The organism is Streptomyces sp. NPDC044003 (genome assembly GCF_056435185.1).
Genome location: NZ_JBWKFA010000007.1, coordinates 210,069 through 230,918 on the forward strand (window position 1 = coordinate 210,069; position 20,850 = coordinate 230,918).

At 74.9% G+C, this 20,850-nt stretch carries 21 protein-coding genes; 15 read left to right on the forward strand and 6 right to left on the reverse strand.

Annotated elements, in window-relative coordinates; all coding sequences use genetic code 11:
* Genes AC07AW_RS27070 through AC07AW_RS27085 form a run of 4 tightly spaced genes read left to right on the forward strand, consistent with a single transcriptional unit; the run spans position 1 to position 3,833 of the window.
* Complete coding sequence (locus tag AC07AW_RS27070; protein ID WP_478818049.1) at positions 1 to 1,590, forward strand: choice-of-anchor M domain-containing protein; 1,590 nt, start codon at positions 1 to 3, stop codon at positions 1,588 to 1,590.
* Positions 1,587 to 2,312, forward strand: a complete 726-nt coding sequence (locus AC07AW_RS27075) for an anchored repeat-type ABC transporter ATP-binding subunit (RefSeq protein ID WP_478818050.1) — start codon at positions 1,587 to 1,589, stop codon at positions 2,310 to 2,312. The genes AC07AW_RS27070 and AC07AW_RS27075 overlap by 4 nt, the downstream gene beginning before the upstream one ends.
* Positions 2,309 to 3,292, forward strand: coding sequence for an anchored repeat-type ABC transporter permease subunit (locus AC07AW_RS27080; RefSeq protein ID WP_478818051.1), 984 nt, complete (start codon positions 2,309 to 2,311; stop codon positions 3,290 to 3,292). Before AC07AW_RS27075 ends, AC07AW_RS27080 begins: the two co-directional genes overlap by 4 nt.
* Before the next feature lie 28 nt (positions 3,293 to 3,320).
* Entirely contained in the window at positions 3,321 to 3,833 is a 513-nt protein-coding gene (locus AC07AW_RS27085) for an STAS domain-containing protein (protein WP_478818052.1), read from the forward strand.
* Here AC07AW_RS27085 and AC07AW_RS27090 read toward each other — a convergent pair.
* Entirely contained in the window at positions 3,755 to 4,480 is a 726-nt protein-coding gene (locus tag AC07AW_RS27090) for a response regulator (protein WP_478818262.1), read from the reverse strand. The two genes, AC07AW_RS27085 and AC07AW_RS27090, sit on opposite strands and share 79 nt — an antisense overlap.
* Positions 4,481 to 4,482: 2 nt before the next feature.
* Positions 4,483 to 5,808, reverse strand: a complete 1,326-nt coding sequence (locus AC07AW_RS27095; protein ID WP_478818053.1) for a sensor histidine kinase — start codon at positions 5,806 to 5,808, stop codon at positions 4,483 to 4,485.
* A 205-nt stretch (positions 5,809 to 6,013) separates the two neighbouring features.
* Here AC07AW_RS27095 and AC07AW_RS27100 point away from each other — a divergent pair, with 205 nt between their 5' ends.
* The 5 genes from AC07AW_RS27100 to AC07AW_RS27120 all read left to right on the forward strand — a co-directional run bounded on the left by AC07AW_RS27100 (position 6,014) and on the right by AC07AW_RS27120 (position 12,114).
* Positions 6,014 to 6,709, forward strand: a complete 696-nt coding sequence (locus AC07AW_RS27100) for an ABC transporter ATP-binding protein (RefSeq protein ID WP_478818054.1) — start codon at positions 6,014 to 6,016, stop codon at positions 6,707 to 6,709.
* Positions 6,706 to 9,084 (forward strand): ABC transporter permease, encoded by a 2,379-nt coding sequence (locus AC07AW_RS27105; protein ID WP_478818055.1) that lies wholly within the window; start codon positions 6,706 to 6,708, stop codon positions 9,082 to 9,084. Before AC07AW_RS27100 ends, AC07AW_RS27105 begins: the two co-directional genes overlap by 4 nt.
* Before the next feature lie 265 nt (positions 9,085 to 9,349).
* Positions 9,350 to 9,865, forward strand: a complete 516-nt coding sequence (locus AC07AW_RS27110) for a helix-turn-helix transcriptional regulator (RefSeq protein WP_478818056.1) — start codon at positions 9,350 to 9,352, stop codon at positions 9,863 to 9,865.
* A 102-nt stretch (positions 9,866 to 9,967) separates the two neighbouring features.
* Positions 9,968 to 11,182 carry a DUF2306 domain-containing protein gene (locus tag AC07AW_RS27115; RefSeq protein WP_478818057.1) on the forward strand — a complete coding sequence of 405 codons (1,215 nt, stop codon included), beginning with the start codon at positions 9,968 to 9,970 and terminating at the stop codon, positions 11,180 to 11,182.
* Positions 11,179 to 12,114, forward strand: coding sequence for a hypothetical protein (locus tag AC07AW_RS27120; RefSeq protein ID WP_478818058.1), 936 nt, complete (start codon positions 11,179 to 11,181; stop codon positions 12,112 to 12,114). The genes AC07AW_RS27115 and AC07AW_RS27120 overlap by 4 nt, the downstream gene beginning before the upstream one ends.
* Before the next feature lie 119 nt (positions 12,115 to 12,233).
* Here the strand turns inward: AC07AW_RS27120 and AC07AW_RS27125 are convergent, their stop codons facing one another.
* Positions 12,234 to 12,773, reverse strand: a complete 540-nt coding sequence (locus AC07AW_RS27125) for a GNAT family N-acetyltransferase (protein ID WP_478818059.1) — start codon at positions 12,771 to 12,773, stop codon at positions 12,234 to 12,236.
* Between the two features lie 62 nt (positions 12,774 to 12,835).
* Positions 12,836 to 13,384, reverse strand: coding sequence for a hypothetical protein (locus AC07AW_RS27130; protein ID WP_478818060.1), 549 nt, complete (start codon positions 13,382 to 13,384; stop codon positions 12,836 to 12,838).
* A 108-nt stretch (positions 13,385 to 13,492) separates the two neighbouring features.
* Here AC07AW_RS27130 and AC07AW_RS27135 point away from each other — a divergent pair, with 108 nt between their 5' ends.
* The 6 genes from AC07AW_RS27135 (at position 13,493) to AC07AW_RS27160 (ending at position 18,544) form a co-directional block, all read left to right on the forward strand.
* Positions 13,493 to 14,071: an isochorismatase family protein gene (locus AC07AW_RS27135; protein ID WP_478818061.1), complete on the forward strand. Its 579-nt coding sequence runs from the start codon at positions 13,493 to 13,495 to the stop codon at positions 14,069 to 14,071.
* Positions 14,072 to 14,310: 239 nt separating this feature from the next.
* On the forward strand, positions 14,311 to 15,345 hold the full coding sequence (locus tag AC07AW_RS27140; RefSeq protein ID WP_478818062.1) for a hypothetical protein: 1,035 nt from the start codon (positions 14,311 to 14,313) through the stop codon (positions 15,343 to 15,345).
* A 178-nt stretch (positions 15,346 to 15,523) separates the two neighbouring features.
* Entirely contained in the window at positions 15,524 to 15,910 is a 387-nt protein-coding gene (locus AC07AW_RS27145) for an ArsR/SmtB family transcription factor (protein WP_478818063.1), read from the forward strand.
* Positions 15,911 to 15,984: 74 nt separating this feature from the next.
* On the forward strand, positions 15,985 to 17,634 hold the full coding sequence (locus AC07AW_RS27150) for a SulP family inorganic anion transporter (protein ID WP_478818263.1): 1,650 nt from the start codon (positions 15,985 to 15,987) through the stop codon (positions 17,632 to 17,634).
* 8 nt (positions 17,635 to 17,642) lie between these two features.
* Positions 17,643 to 18,029: an STAS domain-containing protein gene (locus AC07AW_RS27155; protein ID WP_478818064.1), complete on the forward strand. Its 387-nt coding sequence runs from the start codon at positions 17,643 to 17,645 to the stop codon at positions 18,027 to 18,029.
* 155 nt (positions 18,030 to 18,184) lie between these two features.
* On the forward strand, positions 18,185 to 18,544 hold the full coding sequence (locus tag AC07AW_RS27160; RefSeq protein WP_478818065.1) for an ArsR/SmtB family transcription factor: 360 nt from the start codon (positions 18,185 to 18,187) through the stop codon (positions 18,542 to 18,544).
* A gap of 13 nt (positions 18,545 to 18,557) precedes the next feature.
* Here AC07AW_RS27160 and AC07AW_RS27165 read toward each other — a convergent pair whose 3' ends face one another.
* Complete coding sequence (locus tag AC07AW_RS27165; RefSeq protein ID WP_478818066.1) at positions 18,558 to 19,088, reverse strand: carboxymuconolactone decarboxylase family protein; 531 nt, start codon at positions 19,086 to 19,088, stop codon at positions 18,558 to 18,560.
* Positions 19,089 to 19,182: 94 nt separating this feature from the next.
* Positions 19,183 to 20,802 carry an FAD-dependent monooxygenase gene (locus AC07AW_RS27170; RefSeq protein ID WP_478818067.1) on the reverse strand — a complete coding sequence of 540 codons (1,620 nt, stop codon included), beginning with the start codon at positions 20,800 to 20,802 and terminating at the stop codon, positions 19,183 to 19,185.
* Positions 20,803 to 20,850 lie beyond the last annotated feature (48 nt).

Sequence of the window (20,850 nt, forward strand, 5' to 3'; positions counted from 1 at the left end):
ATGCGGCTCGCACGGAACACGAGCGTCGCCCTGGCGGCGGCCGGGGCGCTCGCCCTCGGCGGTACGGCGATGGCCGGGCCGCCGGCCGATGACCGCGCACCCGCACCCGTACCCGTACCCGTGACACCGGGTCCGGACGGGCCGGGCTGGGTCGACGGCGTGCTCGGGCTCGGGAGGGACGGTGTACTCGATCTCGACGACTCCCACCGGGTCACGGGGGAGGACGGCATGGTCCGCTGGGAGTTCAGGACTCCGTGGGACACCACGGCCCTCCCGGAGGGCGGCTCGGTGCGCTGGTCCCTGACCGAGGCGGAAGGGCCTGGCACGGTGACGGTGTACGGGGCGGAGGGCGATGCGTCCGGGGCGTGGTTCGACAGCGGCGACGGGCTCCCGGACGCGTCCGAGCTGCAGGCGGGCGGCCGGGGCGAGAGCCGCTGGGCCTTCTCCGCCCCGGGCGTCTACCGGATCGCGCTCGCGGCGGAGGCCGACCCTGCCGAGGCCGACCCTGCCGAGGCCGACCCCGCCGAGGTCGCCACGGCCGGGTTCACCGTACGGGTCGGGGGCGCCGCTTCCGTACCTGTCGAGGTGCCCGAGAGGACCGAGCCCCGGGCCTCCGTCGCCCAGTCGGCCGCTCCCCAGGCCCAGTCCGTCGTCCCCCTGCAGAAGGCCGAGACGGCGCGTACGGTCCTCGACGAGGGCCACGTCGACATCGCCGCGCGCGTGGTGGACGGCAGGATCCAGATCCAGGTCAAGGACGGTGCGGTGCCCGGCCGGACCGTCTGGCGCGAGCCCTCCTCTCTGGTGCTCCGGGTCAAGCCGGAGGCCCGCCGGGCCGTTCCGGCCAACCCGGACTTCGCCTTCCTGGGGAAGGCCGGAGAGCCGGTGTGGCTGCTCGACCAGGTCCAGCGACCGGGGTTGCTCTGGCCCGGCTGGTCCACGGACAACATGGCGGCGGGCGCCACGCGGGGCGAGATCGCGTTCTCCCTGGTGAAGGCCGAAGGGCCGGGCCCGTTCGCGCTCTTCACCTACGACGGCCTCTCCGGCGCGACCGTCCGTTTCGCCAGTGCGGACGGGGTGCCCGACACCTTCGGCGTCCCGCAGAACACGCACGCGCACGGCGGCTGGGCCTTCGGCGCCGAAGGCACGTACCGGCTGACCCTCACGATGTCAGGCCTCCTCGCGGACGGGAGGAGGGCGAGCGACACCGAGACGTTCACCTTCGAGGTGGGCTCGGGCGGTTCGGGCGGGGGCTCGACGGGCGGATCGACCGGGGGCAGCCCCGCCTCCGGTACGAGTACGGGGACGAGTACGGGGACGGCTTCAGGCTCCAGTGCCTCCTCGGGCGGCTCGGCCACGGGCGGCTCCAGTACGGGAGGGGCGACGACCGGCGGCAGCGCCACGGGCACCACGGGCAGTACTAGTGCCACGGGCAACACCGGCAACACCGGCAACCCCGGCAACACCTCCCCCCGTGGCTCCATGGCCGCCACCGGCGCCGAGTCCACCGTGCTGCTCGCGGGAACGGCCGCCGCGCTCGCCGTCGTCGGCGCCGGTGCCGTACTCGTCGCCCGGCGGAGGCGCGGCGCATGAGCGACGACCGACACGAGCTGCTGCGGGTCCGTTCCCTCTCCGTCGCGCTCGGCGGCCGGACGGCGGTCGCGGACGTCTCGCTGGCCGTGTCCGGCGGGGAACTCGTCGGGCTGCTGGGCCCGAACGGCGCGGGCAAGACCACACTTCTCCGCGCCGTCCTCGGGCTCGTCGCCCCGTCGTCGGGAGCGGTCGACGCCAGAGGCCCGGTCGGCTACGTACCCCAACGGCACGAGTTCGCCTGGGACTTCCCGATCGACGTCGCCGGGGCCGTGCTCAGCGGGCGTACCCGTACGGTCGGCTGGCTGCGCCGGCCCCGGGCGCGCGACCGCGCGGCGGCCGACGAGGCCCTGGAGCGGGCCGGTCTCACCGCGCTGCGCCGCCGGCCGATCGGCGAGCTGTCCGGCGGTCAGCGTCAGCGCGTCCTGGTGGCGCGCGCCCTCGCCGCCGAGCCCCGGCTGCTGCTCCTGGACGAGCCGTTCACGGGCGTCGACGTCCCGACCCAGGACCTGCTCAACGAGCTGTTCGGCCGGCTCGCGGCGGAAGGCAGAGGGCTGCTCATGACCACCCACGACCTGGCGGCCGCCGCCCGGACCTGCACCCGGGTGCTGCTCCTGAACCGGAGCCTCGTCGCGGAGGGAGGACCCGAACTCCTCGCGGACGCGGGACAGATGCTGCGGGCCTTCGGCCTGGACCGGACCGAACGGATCGAGGAAGCGGCATGAACGACCTTCTCGCTCTCCTCGCCGAGCCGTGGGCACTGCCGTTCATGCGGCGGGCCTTCGCCGTCGCCGCGATCGTCGGCCTCGTCTGCGGGGTCGTCGGCGTGTACGTCGTGCTGCGGGGCATGGCCTTCATCGGTGACGCCGTCGCCCATTCCGCCTTCCCGGGGGTGGCGCTCGCGTACGCCTTCGAGGGCAACCTGCTGCTCGGCGGCGCGGCGGCCGGCGTCACGACGGCGGTGCTCATCGCCTTCGTCTCGCAGAACCGGCGCCTCAAGGAGGACACCGTCATCGGGGTCTTCTTCGCCTTCGCCTTCGGGCTCGGCATCGTCCTCGTCTCGACCCGCGACAGCTGGACGACGGACCTGTCGTCGTTCCTGTTCGGGCAGGTCCTGGCCGTGGACGCGGCGGACCTGTGGCGGGTGGCCGCCATCGGGACGGTCCTGGTGGCCGTCGTCCTCGCCCTCCGGAAGGAGCTGGTCGCGGTCAGCCTCGACCGCGAGACGGCCCGGGCCTCGGGGCTTCCGGTCCTGCCGCTCGACCTGACCCTGTACGTCGTCGTGACGGCCACCATCGTGATGTCCCTGGAGGCCGTGGGGAACGTCCTGGTCCTCGCGCTCCTCATCACCCCCGCCGCCACGGCCCGGCTGCTCACCGAGCGGCTGTGGGCGATGACCCTGCTGGCCTCGGCCTTCGGCTGCGCGGGCAGCCTCGCCGGGCTGTACCTGAGCTATACGTACGACCTGGCGGCCGGCGGCTCGGTCGTGGTCGTCCTGACCGGGTTCTTCGCCCTGGTCTGGCTGCTCGCACCCCGCCACGGCCTGGGCGCACGCGCGCGCGTACGCAGGGGCCGACGGTTCGTACACACATCCGGCTCACGTGCGCCCGAACGGGAGAAACAGGGTCGGATGTTCACCGATTCAGGTGACAGCGGACGAGGCGAAACGTCCCTCCCCTCAGTGGGGCGGCCACGCTCGACGTGACACATGGAGCCACCCTGTGGAGCGCCAGATGCACCTGATCCCCCGTCATGACCCGTACCTCGTCGTCCGCTCGACCGGCGGTCTCACGGTCGCCGCCCTGCGGGGCGAGCTGGACCTCGTCCTGGTGCGGCACCTGCGGCCCGAGCTCGACGCCCTCGTCCGGGAGTCCGACGCCCTGACCGTCGACATCCGGCGCCTCACCTTCTGCGATGCCACCGGGCTCGGACTCCTCGCCCACTGCGCCGGGCGCATGCACCGGCGCGGTGCGCGCTGGCGGCTCGTCTGCGACCAGCCGTGGATTCTGCGGCTCATCCGGCTGACCGCGCTGAGCGACGTCCTCCGGCCCGAGGCGGGACCACCGGATCTCCTCGATCAGCCGGATGCGATCGGGCGGCCGGCCCCGGTGGGTCAGCCGGCTCCGGTGGGTCAGTCGGCGCCGGTGGGGCGGCCGGCCTCGGTGGGTCAGGCCGCCCCGGTCGGGCTGTCGGCCCCGCCCGTCGCGCTTCCGGTCGAGCCCGGGGTGACGAGACCCGTCTCGTAGGCGGCGATCACCGCCTGGGCCCGGTCGCGCAGCCGGAGCTTCTGGAGGATGCGGGCGACGTGGGTCTTCACCGTCGCCTCGCTCAGCCGGAAGCGTGCGGCCAGTTCGGCGTTGGTGTGGCCGCGTGCCAGGGCCTCCAGGACCTCCAGCTCGCGCGGCGTGAGCGTGGCCAGTTCGCGGTGCGGGGCGGTCGTACGGGCCCCCGCCCCGGTACCCGACGTGGCGAAGCGTTCCACGAGGCGCCGCGTGATCGCCGGGGCGAGCAGGGCGTCCCCGGAGCGGACGAGCCGGACCGCCGCCGTCAGGTGCTCGGGGGTGACGTCCTTGAGCAGGAAGCCGCTCGCGCCCGCCGCGAGCGCCGCGTACACGTACTGGTCGAGGTCGTAGGTGGTGAGGACCACGACCCTCGGGGACGTCGCCGTCTCGTCGGCGAGGATGCGGCGCGTGGCCTCCAGGCCGTCCGTACCGGGCATCCGGATGTCCATCAGGACCACGTCCGGTCGGGTCCTGCGGACCTCCGCCACGGCCGCTTCGCCGTCGGCGGCCTCCGCGACCACGTCGATGCCGTCGGCGGCGAGGATCATCCGGAAACCGGTCCGCACCAGCGCCTGGTCGTCGACGATCACCACGCGCGGAGCGTCGGCCACGGTCACGGAACCTCCCACGGAATCACCGCACGGACCCGGTAACCGCCGTGCGGGCGGCTGCCCGCGTCGAGCGTACCGCCGTACACCGCGAGCCGTTCCCGCAGTCCGAGCAGCCCGTGGCCGCCGCCCGGCTCCGCTGTCCGCAGCCGGCGCCCGCCCGTGTCGGACACCTCCACGCGCAGCCGGTCCGCCCCGTACTCCACCGTCACCGACACCCGCGCGCCCGCCGCGTGCTTCACCGCGTTCGTCAGCGCCTCCTGCACCACCCGGTAGGCGGCGAGATCCACCCCGGCCGGCAGCTCGACCGGGACACCCCGTACCGCGACCTCCACCGGCACCCCCGAGGAGCGCACCCGCTCCGTCAGCTCCGTCAGCCGGTCCAGGCCCGGCTGCGGGGCGAGCGCCACGTCGGCGGCCGGATCGGGACCGTCCGCGGCCATCGTGAGGAGCCCCATCACGTGCCGCAGCTCCGACATCGCCGTCCGCCCGGCCGCCTCCACCGCGAGCATCGCCTCCCGGGCCAGCTCGGGCGAGGCGTCCAGGACCGTGCGCGCCGCGCCGGCCTGAATCGTCATCATGCTGACGTTGTGGGTGACCACGTCGTGCAGCTCCCGGGCGATCCGGGACCGCTCCGCCTCCACCGCCCGGCGCAGCTCCGCCTCCTGTTCCTCCCGCAGCACCCGCTCCCGCTGCCGCCAGAGGTGGACGCCGTGCGAGGCGAGCGCGAGCGGGAGGAGGACGAGGACGGGCACGAGGTCGCTGTCGACGGCCGGGACCAGTGGGAAGACCGCGTAGAGCAGGGCGCCGGCCAGGAGCGAGGCCGCCACCGACTTGCGGTGCGGGCTGTACATCGCCGCGCTGTAGGCCGCGACGAGCCCCGAGGCGAAGGTGATCCGGGTGGCGTCGTCCGCCGCGTCCCCCAGGTGCAGGACCACCGCGGCGGTCGTCACCAGCCAGTAGACGGCCAGCGGGTAGCGGCGCCGCAGCACCAGCGGCAGCGCGGTCAGCAGCGCCGCCGCCAGCTCCCAGGCCTCCACCGGCGGCAGCAGATGCTCCACGGCGGGCACCGGGCGCGGCCCCTCCGGACCTCCCGGTACGTCCGGGGGCGCGGGCGGGGTCGGGAGCTGCCCGGGCACCCGCGTCTTGCTCCCGGCCAGGTCGGGCCGGAGCTCCACGTACGAACGGTTCATGTTCCCGACGAGCGTGGCGACCGTGAGCGACAGGGCGAGCAGCCCGTCGGCCAGCCATGCCCAGCGGGACAGCGGGGGCGGCGCGCCGATGGTCCGCGACCCGCGCACCCGGCCCATGAGTTCCTCGTACCTGCTCACCGGTGCAGTGTGCCAAGCGGGGGTGCCGGGGCGAATCGGCCCGGGGGACCAGGGCGCCGTCCCCGAGGCGTACATCGCGCGGATGACCCGCGCACGCCTCCGCCGCACACGGTACGGATCTTCGCCACCGCGGCCGACGCGCCCTGGGGCGGGCCGCTCCTAGCGTCGCTGCGATCCCGCTTGCTTCCCAGCCCTGGAGGGCCCCATGACCCAAGCAGAGCCTTTGATCGACCTGAGCGAGGTGGGCAGGACCTACGACGACGGGCCGGCCGCGCTCGCGGGGCTGAACGTGCGGGTGGCGCGAGGGGAGTCGCTCGCCGTGCTCGGTCCCTCCGGTAGCGGCAAGTCGACCCTGCTCAACCTCCTCGCCGGCCTCGACCGGCCGAGCACCGGCCGGGTGACCGTGGACGGGCTGCGCGTCGACGCGCTGAGCGAGACGGCGTCCGCCCGCTACCGGCGCGGCCGCATCGGCATGGTCTTCCAGTTCTTCAACCTCCTCGACGACCTCACCGTCCTCGACAACGTGCTGCTCCCCGCCCAGCTCGCCGGCATGCCGCGCGGCCGGGCGGCGGCCCGTGCCGCCGAACTCCTCGACCAGCTCGGCGTCGCCCGCCACGCGCGCGTGCACCCCGGCCGTCTCTCCGGCGGCGAGCGGCAGCGCGTCGCCGTCGCCCGCGCCCTGATGAACCGTCCGCCGCTGCTCCTCGCCGACGAGCCGACGGGGGCCCTGGACACCGCGTCCGGCGCGGACGTCCGCGACCTCCTGCGCGAACTGAACGCCGAGGGCCAGACGATCGTCCTCGTCACCCACGACCTCGCGCTCGCCGAGGCCTGCGCCACGCGCACGATCGAACTCGTCGACGGACGCATCGCCCGTGACGTCACGGCGGTGGCCCGATGAGCACGCATGTCAGCGGGAGTGGTGGGGCCCTCGGTCGTGTCGTGCGCGCCGGGGTCGGACGGCGCCGTACGCAGACCGCCGTGATGGTCCTGACCACGCTGCTCTCCGTCGCCTCCGCCGTCCTGGCGCTCGGCCTCCTCGTCGCCTCGGGCGCGCCCTTCGACCGGGCCTTCGACCGGCAGCACGGCGCCCATCTGACCGTGCGGTTCGACGGCGCGGCCGTCACCCCGGAGCGGCTCGCCGCCACCGCCCGCGCGTCCGGGGTGGCCGCGGTCTCGGGTCCCTTCGCCGTCACCTCCCTGCGCCTGAGCGCGGACCGGGCGGCCCCGCCCGGGTTCGCACCGCCGCCGCTGACGGTCGTCGGCCGGGCATCCGCCGCCGGGCCCGTGGACGCGGTGACCCTGACGGAGGGCCGGTGGGCGACGGCTCCCGGCGAGATCGTCCTGGAGCGGGGATCCGAACCGCCGAGCTCGGGCCCGGGGGCCCGGCTGACCGCCGGCGGCGTCACCCTCACGGTGGTCGGCATCGCCGAGTCGGTCGGCGAGAGCGCCGACGCCTGGGTCGTACCCGAGCAGCTCACGGCGCTCGCGGGTGGACGGCCGCCCGCGCTCCAGATGCTCTACCGGCTCACCGCCGCCGACACCGCCGCCGAGGTGACGGCCGGACAGCAGGCCGTCACCTCCGCCGTACCGGCCGGGGCGGTCACCGGCACCCGCTCGTACCTCGACGTACGCGAGACCGCGAGCGAGAACACGGCCGCCTTCGTGCCCTTCGTCACCGCCTTCGCGCTCCTCGGGCTCGCGATGTCGGTCCTGGTGATCGGCATCGTGGTGAGCGGAGCCGTCGGCGCCGCGACCCGCCGCATCGGGATCCTCAAGTCCCTCGGCTTCACCCCGTTCCAGGTGGGACGCGCGTACGTGGCGCAGGCGCTGATCCCGGGCGTCGTCGGGGCCGTGCTCGGCGTCGCCCTCGGGAACGCGCTCGCCGTCCCCCTCATGGCGGAGGTCGCCGAGGTGTACGGGACGACCGAGGTCCTCATCCCCGCATGGGTGGACCTCGTCGTCCCGGCCGGCGCCCTCGTCCTCGTGGCCGCCACCGCCTTCGGGCCCGCCCTGCGCGCGGCCCGGCTGCCGACCGCGGCGGTCCTCCGCGTCGGCCCCGCCACCGGCGGCGGCCGGGGCCGCCGGATCCGCGGCCTGTTCGGGCGCCTCCCGCTGCCCCGGCCGGTCACCCTGGGACTCGCCGCGCCCTTCGCTCGCCCCGCTCGGGCGGCGAGCACGGCCGCGGCGGTCACCTTCGGAGCCCTCGCGGTGACCTTCGCCGTGGGACTCGGCAGCACGCTCGTCGCCGTCAAGGCCGACGGCGACCCGGACCGGGGCGGCGACGTCACCGTCCACACGGTCTCCCTGCCGCACGGGAACCCCGGCGGTCCGATGCCTCTGCCGGGCGAGCCCGCCGATCCGGCCGCCGTGGCGGTGGCGATCGCCGCGCTCCCGGGGACGGACTCGGCGTACCGGACGGCCCGCACCCAGCTGGACGTGGCCGGACTCAAGGGAGGTGCCCCTCTCGTCGCGTACGAGGGGGACACGGCCGGCAGCCGCCACACGATGGTCTCCGGCCGCTGGTTCGCGGCCACCGGGGAGGCCGTCGCGGCGACCCGGTTCCTGCGCACCACCGGGGTCCGCGTCGGGGACACGATCACCCTCTCCGAACAGGGCCGCACGGTACGGGTCCGGATCGTCGGCGAGATCTTCGACCTGGGCGACGACGGCATGACCCTGCGCACAGGGGCTGCCTCCGTCGCCGCGCTGCACGCCCGCTACCAGCCCGCAGACTTCGCCGTGACCGTCACCGCGGGCACGGACGCGGCAGGCTACGCGAAGCGCCTCGATGCCGCCGTGCAACCGCTCCGGGCGGAGGCCGCCCTCACCGAGGGAAGCAAGTCCAGCGTCATCCGGGCGATGCAGGCCCTGATCGTCATGCTCACCCTGATGCTGGTCGTCGTCGCCTGCCTCGGCGTGCTGAACACGGTCGTCCTCGACACCCGCGACCGCGTCCGTGACCTGGGCGTCTTCAAGGCCCTGGGGATGAGCCCGCGGCAGACGGTCGCGCAGGTCCTCACCTCCGTCGGCACCATCGGCCTCGTGTCGGGCCTCGTCGGCGTGCCGATCGGCGTGGCCCTCCACGCCCGGGTGATGCCGGCGATGGGCCGCGCGGTCGGCACCACGATCCCGCCGGCCGACATCGACGTGTACGGCACACCGCTGCTCGTGCTCCTCGCGACGGCGGGCGTGGTGATCGCGACGGCCGGTGCCCTGCTCCCGGCGGGCTGGGCGGCCCGCACGTCCACGGCACGGGCGTTGCGGGCGGAGTAGGAGCCGAGGGCTCGGTGGGGCGCCCGCCTCCCCGGACCGGGATCGGGGCGTCTTCCCGGCCCGCCCCCACCGGCCCGTCTTCCCGGCCACCCCCCACCGGCCCGTCTCCCCGGCCGCCCCCCACCGGTCCGCCCCCACCGGTCCGCCTCCACGGCCGCCCCCACCGGTCCGCCTCCACGGCCGTCCCCACCGACCCGCCTCCCCAGGCGTCCCGTCGGCCCGCCTCTCCGGGCGTTCCGTCGGCCCGCCGCGATACCGTCGCCGCATGTCTGAAGTCCGGTTGACCACGCCCTCCTTCCTCGTGCTCGGCATCATCGACAAACTGGGCGAGGCCAGTCCGTACGACGTCAAAGTGGAGGCCGCGCGGACGGTGGCTCCGTTCTGGTCCATGCCGCACGCGCAGGTGTACGCGCAGTGCGACCGGCTCCTGGAGGCGGGGCTGCTCTCGGAGGTGCGGCAGCCGGGCGGCCGCAACCGGCGGCTGATGAGCCTCACGGAGGAGGGCGCGGCGGCGCTGCGCGGCTGGCTGGCCGATCCCGCCTTCGTCCCGGTGGAGGCCCGTGAGCGGGGCATCCTCAAGCTGTGGTTCGGCGCGAGCCCCCGCGTCCACGCCCCCGTCCAGATCGACGAGCACCGCACGACCCTGGAGGAGTACGAGGGACTGGCGGACGAGGTGGGCGAGTTGCTGACGCGCGGGCAGCGCGAGGCGCTGGAGTTCGGCATCCGCTATGAGCGGATGATGGTCGATTTCTGGCAGTGGGTGGAGAGCCGCGAGCCCTGATCCCGCCGACGACAGCTTGTTACCGACCGGTTGACCCCGGTCGTCACTCGCCCTACCTTCCTCCATAGTCCAGACAGGACTATCGGTGAAGGGGGAACCGCCATGGCGCGTACGACCGGCACGAGTTGGGGGTGGGGGAGGGCGGCCACCCTCGCGGTGACCGTGGTCTGCCTGGCGTACGCGCCGATCGCCATGACCGAACTCTGGCCGTACGCGCGCCCGGGAGCCCCCGCCGTCGGCGAGTGGCTGCTCGGCCGGTCCGTCTCCCCGGAGTTCGTCGCCGAGGCCGTGCGCGACCGGATGGGACCGTACGGACGCAGCCTCGTCCCCCTGATCGTGCACTCGGTCCTGGGCGGCCTCCTCATGCTCCTCGGCCCCGTGCAGCTGCTCTCCGCGGTCCGGCGCCGCATCCGGCTCCACCGGATCACCGGGACCGTCTTCGCCGTCACGGTGTACGTGTCGATGGCGGGCGCCGCCCTCTACCTGGTGCGCACTCCGCCGGCGGAGGCCTTCAGCGGGGCCGCGTTCTGGATCGTCCTCGCCACGATCCTGGTCGGCACCGTCGGCAGCGTGACCTTCGGGATCCTCGCCGCCGTCCGCGGCTTCCCCGACCTCCACCAGCGCTGGCTGCTGCTCTGTTACGGCTTCCTGATGACCGCTCCGCTGCTGCGGCTCGAATGGGGACTCCTGCCCTCGCTCTACCCCGGGCTCGACCTGCGCGACATCAACCGCGTCGCGATCATGCACCTCGGTGCGCTCGTCTCCTTCGGTGCGCTGCTCGCCTCCCGCGCCCTCGACCGGCGTGCCACCGTCCCCGGACTGACCGGCACCTGGTGCCCGCTGCCGGTGCGGGTGGCCGCCCATCTCGCCGGCGGCGCGGGCCTGGTGTGGATCACGGTGGCGTTCCTCGACGAGGGAACCGCCGGGCGGCGACTGCTCCTCGCGTACCTCGTCCCGTACGCCGTCACGTACGCGGTCATCGCCGTCCGGGCGGCCCGCGCCGGCTCCCGGGGCGCGGACTGGGCGCGTGAGGAGTGGTCGCTGCACCTCGCCGCCCTCTGCCTGGCCCCCGCCTTCTCGGCGGTGACCGTGCCCGTACTGGAACGGACCCTGGGCCTCGACCGGATCACGGCGCTCGTCGCGGGCGTCGGCATCGGCTGCGGCATGCTCGCCTACGCGGCCGTCACCGTGGTGAGCCTGCGGATCCTGTACGCACGGGAAGTCCTCAAGCGGCAGCGGGAGTTCGCGGACCTGCCGACGGCTCCGGCGAAGGCCCCGGTCACGGCGGGCACCGCTCGGGAAGGAGACCAGGGATGAGCGTCGTTCCGCAGGAGACGGCCATCGGTACCGGCCGCGCACTCTCGCCCGCCGTCGTGGTCCTGAGCGGTGTCGTCGGAGGCATCAGCGCCACCGTCGGCACCCTGCTCGCCGTGGCGAGCGTGACCGGGCACGCGGCGGGCGCCTGGGTGTCGCCCGAGGCGCTCAGCCCCGGTCTCGTCGGGGCGGCCATGGCGGGCGTGGCGCCCGCGCTGTTCACGGTCGGCCGGGCCCGCGTCTGGGAGGAGGTCCGGTGCCTGGTGCTGCCGCTCGCGATCGTCCTCGTCGGTCTCTTCACGGTGACCCTGCTGAACGCCGGAAGCCTCCAGGCCGTACGCGGCGGCCCGCTGTTCCTCGCCCTGTTCAGCCTCGGCTGGGTCGCCACCCTCGGCGTCCTCGCCCTCGCCGCGCTGGGCTGCCTTGCGGCGCAGTACCGCAGACGGCCCGCCGGCGACGGGGCGGCCGGCCGACGTCCGGTCGCTCCGCTGCCCGCCTGGTCGAAGCCGCCGCTCGCCGTGGTCGGCTCGGGATGGCTCGGCATCGGCGCGGGCCTGCTGTTCTTCCCTGCCTTCTGGGGCGCCCTGCTCCCGTGGACGGTGAACCGCGCCGACGCGCAGGGCCTCGGCGTGTGGGCGCTCGCGCTCGGCGTCGGCGTCCTCGGCTCCCTGGTGGAGGACGACCTGGCCCGTATCCGTCCCGCGCTCAAGGCCGTCCCCGCGGTGGCCCTGGCCCTCGCCGTGGTCCTCGCCGCCCGTGGCAGCGCGGTCGACTGGGCCTCGGGCCCCGGAGCCGCCCTCGTCACCCTGGTCTTTGGCCTCCTCGCCACGGGCGTCTCGGGCCACTGGCTGCTCGCCCGAGCCGTCCGGCGGGGCGAGGCCGCGGAGGCCGAGGACCGGTCGGACCCGCACCGGTCCGAGGGCGTGACGCTCTAGGGTCTGCTGAGGTCCACCGGTCCGAGGGCGCGGTGCTCTGGGGCCTGCGGAGGTCCACCGGTCCGAGAGCACGGCGCTCTAGGGTCTGCTGAGGTCCACCGGTCCGCGGGCGCGGTGCTCTAGGACCGGCCGGACTTCCACTCGTGGGCGAGCTGGCCGAGCAGGACCTCGTCGAGGAACTCGCCGAGGACCCAGGCCGAGGACCGCAGCACGCCCTCGCGCACGAAGCCGTTGCGCTCGGCCGAGCGCAGCATCGCGTGGTTGTCCGCGAGCGTCTCGATCTGCAGCCGCTGCAGGCCGCGCACGACGAAGCCGTAGTGGGAGAGGACCGCGACCGCGTCGGTGCCGTAGCCCTTGCCGCGGGCGGACGGAAGGAGGCCCAGGCCGATGTGCGCGGACCGGCTGTGGTTGTCGATGCCCCAGAGGTTCGCGCTGCCGATCAGTGTGCCGCCCTCCAACTCCACGACGGAGAAGGAGACGTTCCGCTCGTTCGTGTCGTCCACCACGAGGCGCGGGTCCTTCGAGCCCGGTGTGATCGGCCGCCACGGCGCGGCCTCGGCCCGCGAGCCGTTGACCACGTCGTCGTAGAGCTCGGTCCGCAGGATCGGGATGTCGTCCTCGTGCCGGGCCCTGAGCCCGATCGTCGTACCTCTCAGCATGCAGGCTTCCTATCGGACCGGACTTGCCGCCCGCAAACGAATTCGGCGGCCCGCCCCGCGGCTCACGGCCGCCAGCGCGGCGCCTCGTCGTCGGGGGTGTTCGGGCTCGCGAAGTGGAAGGGAACGGCGAGGTGTTCGGCCAGCGCCCGGCCGGCCAGGCCGGCGGCCGTGGCCTGCGGGTGGAGCGCCTTCTCGTCCCGCGCGTCGCCCAGGTACCGTACGGCCGTCTCCCGGTAGATCGTCGCGAGAGAACGCTCGCCCGGGGGCTCGGCGGTGATCGCGAGGAGGATCACGAACCAGTCGTGGACGGTGTCGCCGTCCCAGATCGCCTCGACCGCGACCACGGGCCCCGGGCAGCCGGAGGCCCGTGCGGCCAGCGACTCCAGGTCGAGGGGGCTCAGCGGGGTGCGCGCGATCCGGTCGCCGTGGTGGAGATACCGGTCGTGGACCACCCTCTCCGCGTCGTGGAGTCCCAGACCACGGCTCCGGCAGGTGTCCAGGACGACGCGCACCGCGCGGAGCCGGGCGTCCTGGAGGACGTACCCGTCGACCTCGGCGCGGATGCCCTCCGGCAGCAGTGCCCACCACTCGGACGTCGTCGACTCGCTCATGCGGACCTCCCCCACTTTCCCTGGCCCGTGAGGATACCCGCAGGTCCGTGGCGCGGGCTCGGGTGAAATCCCGTGGCGGGCACGGCCGGTGAGCGTGATGATGACCGGATGACCCAGCGCGCGCTGCCCGTGGATGCCCTGATCGTCGTCGACGTGCAGTCGGCCTTCGTCACCGGCGACGGGGCCGTGCCCGCCGCCGAACGGCTCGTCGACCGGACGACCGACCTGATCGCCCGGGCCCGGCGGGACGGGGCGTTCATCGCCCACCTGCAGAACGACGGGCCGCCCGGCGCCGAGGACGAACCGCACACGCCCGGCTGGGAACTCCACCACCCGGTGCGGCCCGGCCTCACCGAGGTGGTGATCCGCAAGCCCCACGACGACGGCTTCCAGGAGACCGCCCTCGGCGCGGTGCTGGGTGACGCGGGGGTGCGGGCGGTCGCCGTCTGCGGCGTGATGTCGGAGATGTGTGTGCAGGCCACGGCCCGTACGGCCCTGGCGCTCGGCTACCGGGTGGTCGTCCCGCACGACGCGCACGCCACCCAGGACATCCCGGCGGCGCCGGGCATCAGCGAGGCCGTACCGGCCGTGACCGTCTCCCGCGTCGCGGCGTACGCCCTCGGCAGCGACGCGGAGACGACCGTCCCGGCCGCCGACGTCACCTTCACGGCCCCGAAGGCGCCCTGAGGTCGCGTACGCCGCGTCGTCGTGCCGAGCGAACCCGTGCGACAGGCCGGGGGAGCGCGGAAGAGCCGGCGGCGCCCGCCGGCGCGCCCGGTCACCTCGGCGACGGCCGCCCGGCGTTGCCGGGGCCGGGAAGGCGCGGGGCCCGTGCGGTTGCCCGGTTCCGCCCTGGATGAACGGTCTTCCCGCGGCGGACGCTGAGCGCGCACGCGTGCTCGGCGAGAGGCAAGGGGGGACCCCGGATGAGGCATGTGCCGTTGTTCCGCTGGGTGGTGACGCTCGGTCTGATCCTGATGGGGTGCTCCGTCGTCCTGTACACGGTCGTGCCGGACCCTCCCGGCGGCGCCCTTGCCGCACTCGCCGACGGACTCGGGACGGGCGGGTTCCTCCTCGCGGGCGGTGGCCTCGCCGGCGGGGTGATGCGTGCACGGCTCCGGCCGGGCGGCCTGCATCGGCGCCCCGGCCGTGGGGCGGAGCTGATGAGGGACGTCGCCGCACTGGTGACTCCCGGCCACCGCCGGGTCTTCCGCCGGGCGACTCTGCTGAGGGAGACCGCCGCCCTCGTGGCCCGGGACTACCGGCAGGCCGTGGACGCGGTCCGTACGGCGTGGGCCCCTTCGCACCGGGCCCTCGTGGACGCGGAACTGGCCCTGATGCCGGTCACCCGGCTCAAGCGGGTGGCCGGCAGGGCCTTCCCCGCCGGCGAGCTGGCCGAGCACGGCGTGCACACCGTCCGGGACGTGCTCGACGCCCAGGAGTGGGGCCTCGAACACGCCGGGGTGAACCGGCGCGTCGCGCGGTCGGCGGTCGCCGCCGCGCGGAGGCTCGCCCAGGAACGGGCCAGGTCCGTGACGGTACGGATCGAGGCGGACGGGCCGGAGGCGGGCACCGCGGCGGTGCTCGGCGCCCTCAGGGTCCTGGTGGAGGCCGGGCCGCGGGCGAAGGGAGCGGCGGAGCGCGGAGCGGCCGTGGCCGCGCGCCTGGACACCCTGCTCGCCGAGGCGGCACCGGCCGTCCGGTTCGGACCCATGCTGACCGCGGGTCCGGGCCGGATCCGGCGCGCCAGGGCCGCCCTCGCCGAACTGCGCCGGCTGCTGGACCGCGCCGAGCGGGACGGTCTCGCCCAGTCGTTCGCGCAGGCCTCCGTCGACCTGCTGCGCGGGCCGGACGCCGATCCCGCCGGACTGGCCGCATGGGTCGACTTCACGTCACGGCCCGAGAGGTACCACGCCCTTCTCTCGAAGTTCGCGGACCGGAGCCTCTCCTGGGGCGACTGACCGGCATCCCGGGCCGAGTGACCTGCATCCCGGCCAGGACCACCCCTTGGCGCGGCTCAGCCCCAGGGCTGCGAAATCCGTGAATTGCATAATTCTGCAATTACATACATCCTGGTCCCGCTGCGCCCGCAGGTAGCCGCGGGCGCAGCACCCCGCCCACCTCGCCGGAGGAGAGCCCGTGCCGGTCCCGCTGTACCAGGCCAAGGCCGAGTTCTTCCGGATGCTGGGCCACCCGGTCCGCATCCGGGTCCTCGAACTGCTCCAGGACGGGCCGATGCCCGTACGCGAGCTGCTCGCGCGGATCGAGGTGGAGCCCTCGGCGCTTTCCCAGCAGCTCGCCGTGCTGCGCCGGTCCGGGATCGTGACGTCCACCCGTGAGGGTTCGACCGTCGTCTACACGCTTGCGGGCGGTGACGTGGCCCAGCTGATGCAGGCCGCCCGGCGGATCCTCACCGAGATGCTCGCCGGCCAGGGGCAGCTCCTCGCCGAACTCCTCGGGAGCGGGAGCGGGAGCGAGCCCAGAAGCGAGCCCAGGAGCGAGACCGGCGCGGGTGTGGGCCGGTGACCAAGACCAAGCCCGTGGCCGGAGCGTGGCGCCGGGTCCGTGCCCTGCTGCCCGTCCGCGCGGACCTCGTCGCGATGACCCGCACCCCGCGCCGGGACCTGGTCGCCGGACTGACCGTCGCCGTCGTCGCCCTGCCCCTCGCGCTCGGCTTCGGAGTCTCCTCGGGCCTGGGCGCCGAGGCGGGGCTCGTCACGGCCGTCGTCGCCGGGGCGCTCGCCGCGCTCTTCGGCGGCTCCAACCTCCAGGTCTCCGGGCCCACCGGCGCCATGACGGTGGTCCTCGTCCCGATCGTGGCCGCGTACGGCCCCGCCGGCGTGCTCACCGTCGGCCTGCTGGCCGGCCTCATGCTCATCGCGCTCGCCCTGGCCCGCGCCGGACGCGCCATGCGGTACGTCCCCGCCCCCGTGGTGGAGGGTTTCACCCTGGGCATCGCCTGCGTGATCTTCCTCCAGCAGGTGCCGAACGCCCTCGGCGTCGCCCGGCCCGAGGGCGAGCGGGTCCTCGCCGTCGCCTGGCGTGCCGTCGAGTCCTTCGCCGCCGCCCCGAACTGGACCGCGCTCGGACTCTCCGCGGGCGTCGCGGCGGTCATGCTGGCCGGCGCGCGACTCCGGCCCGGCCTGCCGTTCTCCATCCTCGCGGTGATCGCCGCCACCCTCGTCGCCCGCGTCTTCGACCTGCCGGACGCCACCCCCATCGGGGACCTCCCCTCCGGTCTCCCCGCACCCTCCCTCGCCTTCTTCGACCTCTCCGCGCTGTCCTCGCTGCTCGCCCCCGCCGTCGCGGTGGCCGCGCTCGCCGCGCTCGAATCGCTCCTCTCCGCCACGGTCGCCGACGGCATGACGGTGGGCCAGCAGCACGACCCCGACCGCGAACTGTTCGGCCAGGGCGTGGCCAACCTGGCCGCGCCCCTGTTCGGCGGCGTCCCGGCGACCGCCGCCATCGCCCGTACGGCGGTGAACGTGCGGACCGGCGCCGCCTCCCGGCTCGCCGCGCTCACCCACGCCGCCGTCCTCGCGGTCGTCGTCCTCGCCGCCGCGCCGCTCGTCTCGGAGATCCCGCTCGCGGCGCTCGCCGGGGTCCTGCTCGCCACCGCGATCCGGATGGTCGAGGTCGGCTCGCTGCGCGCGATGGCCCGGGCCACCCGCTCCGACGGCGCCGTCCTCGTCCTCACGGCCGTCGCCACGCTGGCCCTCGACCTCGTCTACGCGGTGATCATCGGCCTGGTGGTCGCGGGCGCCCTCGCCCTGCGCGCCGTCGCCCGGCAGGCCCGGCTCGACCGGGTGGACCTGCGGTCCGAGCTGCCGGGCGAGCACGGCGACGAGGAACACGCCCTGCTCGCCGAGCACATCGTCGCGTACCGCATCGACGGCCCGCTGTTCTTCGCCGCGGCCCACCGCTTCCTCCTGGAACTCTCGGAGGTGTCGGACGTCCGGGTCGTCGTCCTGCGCCTGTCCCGGGTCACCACGATGGACGTCACGGGCGCCCTCGTCCTCAAGGACGTCGTGGAGCGCCTCGACCGCCGCGGCGTCGCCGTGCTCGTCTCCGGCGTGCGGGACGGCCAGCGGCGGGTCCTCGACTCGGTGGGCGCGCTGGACGTCCCGCGCCGGGCCGGACACGAGTACGCCACGACCCGCGAGGCGATCGCCGGGGCGCGCGCCCACCTCCAGGGCGCCGGTCTGCTGCCCGCCCGCGCTTCCGCTGTGACCCCCGTACGAGAGGGATGACGACGCACATGACCATCGAATGGCGCTACACCGTCCAGCAGGAGCTCGGGGTGCTGTCCCTGGCCGGGTTCCTCGGGGCCGACGCCGTGGGGCGGTTCACCGGGGCCGTGGGGTGGGCGGTCGCGCGCGGCACCGGACCGGTCGTCCTCGACCTCACCCGGCTGCGCGGCTGGTCGGTGGGCGGACAGCTCGCCGTCGCCGAGGCGGCCGTACGGCTGCGGGCCGTCGGCCGGAGCCTCGAACTGGCCGCGATCCCCGCCGACGGCTCCCTCGTGCCGGCCGGCGACGAGCCCGCCGTCCCGGTCCACCGCGACCTGGCCGCCGCGCTCGCCGCCCACCGGGGCGCGGGCACCGAACAGCGCGCCTGGCACAGCGACGCGTGGCCGAGCGCCTGACCGACGTGACCTGACCTAACCTGGCCTGCCCCGACGTGACCTGACCTGACCTGAAGCTTCCTGTCCGCCCCCGTGTGCGACCCGCCGGCCCGGAGGGGTGAGGATGGGGGCATGGTGCAGAGTGCTGGGTCGACGCGAGGCGCGGGGTGGGTGCGATGAGTACGCCGCTCTACCAACTGAAGGCGGAGTTCTTCAAGACGCTGGGGCATCCCGTGCGCATCCGGGTCCTGGAGCTGCTGAGCGAGCGCGAGCACGGGGTCGCCGAGATGCTCCGCGACACCGGTGTCGAAGCGGCCTACCTCTCCCAGCAGTTGGCCGTGCTGCGCCGGGCCAACCTGGTCGTCGCCCGCCGCGAGGGCACGGCCGTCTACTACGCGCTGACGAGCCCGCAGGTCGCGGAGCTGCTGCGGGTCGCCCGTACGATCCTCTCCGGCGTGCTCGCGGGCCAGGCGGAACTCCTCGCCGACCTCCGGGCGGCCGGCCCGGCCCGCGCGTCGCGGGAAGCGGCCCCGTGACCAGCCTCCGCTGTCAGTCCTCGGACTCCGGCTGGATGCCCGCGAGGAGGTTGAAGGCGCCGGTCAGCAGGTTGAGCGTGACCACGCCGACCACCTCGGCGATCACCCGGTCGCTCCAGCCGTGCGCCCGCACCTCGGCGACGTCCTCGTCGGAGAGGGCGCCCGGTTCGGCGAGGACCCGCAGCGCGAGGCCGATGAGGGCGGCCTCGCGCGGGTCGGTCGACGTGCCCTGACGGGCGAGTTCGATGTCGGTCTCGGTCAGGCCCGCCGCGCGGCCCGCCTCGCGGTGCGCCTCGCGGCAGGTGCCGCAGCCGATCCACTCCTGGACGGCGAGCGACAGCTTCTCGCTCAGGGCGCGGGGGATCTTCACCCTTTTCATGGCGCGCGAGAGGCTGAGATAGCCGTCGAGCAGCGCGGGCGAGTGCGCCATCGTGGACACCATCTCGCCGACGGAACCGTGCCGTTCGACGATGTCGGTGAGCAGCTCGCGTGCGCGGCCGGGGGCCTGCTCGGGGGCGAGCGCGGTCAGCCTTCTCGTGGTCATGGAACCTCTCCTATGGATACCCTTGGGGGTATAACGCGGAGGTGGGGGGAGAGGTTCCCGAGCCGCCTGGGGTACGGGTGTCAGGGGGCCGACCTCAGTCGCGCCGGGCCGTGGAACACCCGGCTCCGCGGGGGTCGGGCGCGATCGCCGCGAGGTAGTCGCGGAGCAGGGTGGTGCGGGCGAGCGGGGCGACGAGTCCCACGTATCCGTCGGGCCGGACGAGACACAGGTCGTCGGGGTGACAGAGCCTTCCGGCCTCGATGCGGTCCCGGGGCGTCACGGGCAGGATCCGCACCGGCGCGGGGAACCGGACGCACGTCTCGCGCAGGGCGTCGAGCACCCGGGGCTCGGCCCGGGCGGCGTGCAGGACCAGCGTCCAGCGTTCGTACGCGAGGAGGGTGTGCAGCCGACGGACGACGGGACTTCCGCCGGCGGTGACTCTGGCGTCCGGCGCGCGGTCGCCCGCGCGCGGGCCGCGTCGGCGGCGCCGGGCGGGGCGGTGCCAGGACAGCGAGCCGCTCCGGTGGTTGCGGCGCAGGTCGCTCGGGCGCAGGTCGAGCCGGCGCTGTAAGCCGCGCCGGGTGAGGGTGCCGGGCACCGTGGCCGCGAACGCCCGGTGGCCCAGCGGGGGCAGGGGCAGCTCCATGAAGTCGAAGCGCATCTCGCGGACGTACCGCACCGCCGTCCGCCGCTGCTCCTCGCCGTACGTGTCGAGAAGCCGCTCGTCCGCCTGCCCCCGGTGCACGGCGGCGAGCTTCCAGGCGAGGTTGTGGGCGCCGAGGATGCCGACGTTCGTGCCGTGGCCGCCGACCGGGGCCCAGGCGTGCGCCGCGTCCCCGGCGAGCAGCCCGCGCCCGTGACGGAGCCGGGTGGCGACCCGGTCGTCGAAGCCGGCCCGGTCCAGCCGGAGCGGCTCCGTCGTGTCCAGGCGCAGTCCGGGCATCCGGGCGGTGTCGGCGACCAGGTCGCGCAGTTCGGCCGGGGTCGGCGCGGCGGTCGGGGTGGGGTCGGGATCGTCGCGGAAACAGAAGAAGCGGAAGCCGCCGCCGGGCAGCGGGAAGAGGAGCAGCGAACGGTGCGGGGTCAGGAAGAGGTGTCCGCGCCCCGACCGCTCGCCGAGCGGCCAGGTGGGGCGGGCGTCGCCCTGGACGACCTGGAGTCCTCCGGTGCGGTGGCGGCCTTCGAAGGTGATGCCGAGCCGGTCCCTGACGACACTGGCCGTGCCTTCGCAGCCGACGATCCACGGAGCGGCGGCGGACTCGACCACGCCGTCCCCGTGGCGCAGCGTGAACGCGGCCCGGTCCTCGTGGAGCCTGACGTCCGTCACCTCGGTGTTCCACTCGACGTGGGTGCCGAGCCGGGCGAGTTCCTCGCACAGGAGGCGTTCGGCGTCGTGCTGCTCGATGGTGAGGGGGCGGGCGTGGGCGGGGAGCGCCCAGCCGGTGGTGAGCTCGCCGAGGAAACGGTCGCGCGCGTGGATCGTGACGGCGTCCAGCTCCACCCCGTGGCCCCGGAGGAGTTCGTCGACCCCCAGGGCGTCGAGTGCCTCACGGGCCCGCGCCCAGAGCACCAGGGCACGGGCCTCGCGCCGGGCGGCCGGCGCCTTGTCGACGATCCGTACCCGCAGCCCCAGCCGGCGCAGGGCGATCGCGAGCGTCAGTCCGACCGATCCGGCCCCGACGACGCACACGTCCACGTCCTTGCCTGTGTCCACTCGGCCCCCGCTTCCCGCTCGCGTTTCCCGGCGTTCAGGGTGGGGGCG

What these genes read in the sequence shown, in the direction of transcription:
- AC07AW_RS27165 (WP_478818066.1), bottom strand. Translation starts at nt 19,088, where the DNA reads ATGACCACGAGAAGGCTGACCGCGCTCGCCCCCGAGCAGGCCCCCGGC.
- AC07AW_RS27130 (WP_478818060.1), bottom strand. Translation starts at nt 13,384, where the DNA reads ATGAGCGAGTCGACGACGTCCGAGTGGTGGGCACTGCTGCCGGAGGGC.
- AC07AW_RS27140 (WP_478818062.1), top strand. Translation starts at nt 14,311, where the DNA reads ATGAGGCATGTGCCGTTGTTCCGCTGGGTGGTGACGCTCGGTCTGATC.
- AC07AW_RS27100 (WP_478818054.1), top strand. Translation starts at nt 6,014, where the DNA reads ATGACCCAAGCAGAGCCTTTGATCGACCTGAGCGAGGTGGGCAGGACC.
- AC07AW_RS27105 (WP_478818055.1), top strand. Translation starts at nt 6,706, where the DNA reads ATGAGCACGCATGTCAGCGGGAGTGGTGGGGCCCTCGGTCGTGTCGTG.
- AC07AW_RS27115 (WP_478818057.1), top strand. Translation starts at nt 9,968, where the DNA reads ATGGCGCGTACGACCGGCACGAGTTGGGGGTGGGGGAGGGCGGCCACC.
- AC07AW_RS27110 (WP_478818056.1), top strand. Translation starts at nt 9,350, where the DNA reads ATGTCTGAAGTCCGGTTGACCACGCCCTCCTTCCTCGTGCTCGGCATC.
- AC07AW_RS27125 (WP_478818059.1), bottom strand. Translation starts at nt 12,773, where the DNA reads ATGCTGAGAGGTACGACGATCGGGCTCAGGGCCCGGCACGAGGACGAC.
- AC07AW_RS27150 (WP_478818263.1), top strand. Translation starts at nt 15,985, where the DNA reads ATGACCCGCACCCCGCGCCGGGACCTGGTCGCCGGACTGACCGTCGCC.
- AC07AW_RS27070 (WP_478818049.1), top strand. Translation starts at nt 1, where the DNA reads ATGCGGCTCGCACGGAACACGAGCGTCGCCCTGGCGGCGGCCGGGGCG.
- AC07AW_RS27135 (WP_478818061.1), top strand. Translation starts at nt 13,493, where the DNA reads ATGACCCAGCGCGCGCTGCCCGTGGATGCCCTGATCGTCGTCGACGTG.
- AC07AW_RS27120 (WP_478818058.1), top strand. Translation starts at nt 11,179, where the DNA reads ATGAGCGTCGTTCCGCAGGAGACGGCCATCGGTACCGGCCGCGCACTC.
- AC07AW_RS27155 (WP_478818064.1), top strand. Translation starts at nt 17,643, where the DNA reads ATGACCATCGAATGGCGCTACACCGTCCAGCAGGAGCTCGGGGTGCTG.
- AC07AW_RS27080 (WP_478818051.1), top strand. Translation starts at nt 2,309, where the DNA reads ATGAACGACCTTCTCGCTCTCCTCGCCGAGCCGTGGGCACTGCCGTTC.
- AC07AW_RS27085 (WP_478818052.1), top strand. Translation starts at nt 3,321, where the DNA reads ATGCACCTGATCCCCCGTCATGACCCGTACCTCGTCGTCCGCTCGACC.
- AC07AW_RS27075 (WP_478818050.1), top strand. Translation starts at nt 1,587, where the DNA reads ATGAGCGACGACCGACACGAGCTGCTGCGGGTCCGTTCCCTCTCCGTC.
- AC07AW_RS27160 (WP_478818065.1), top strand. Translation starts at nt 18,185, where the DNA reads ATGAGTACGCCGCTCTACCAACTGAAGGCGGAGTTCTTCAAGACGCTG.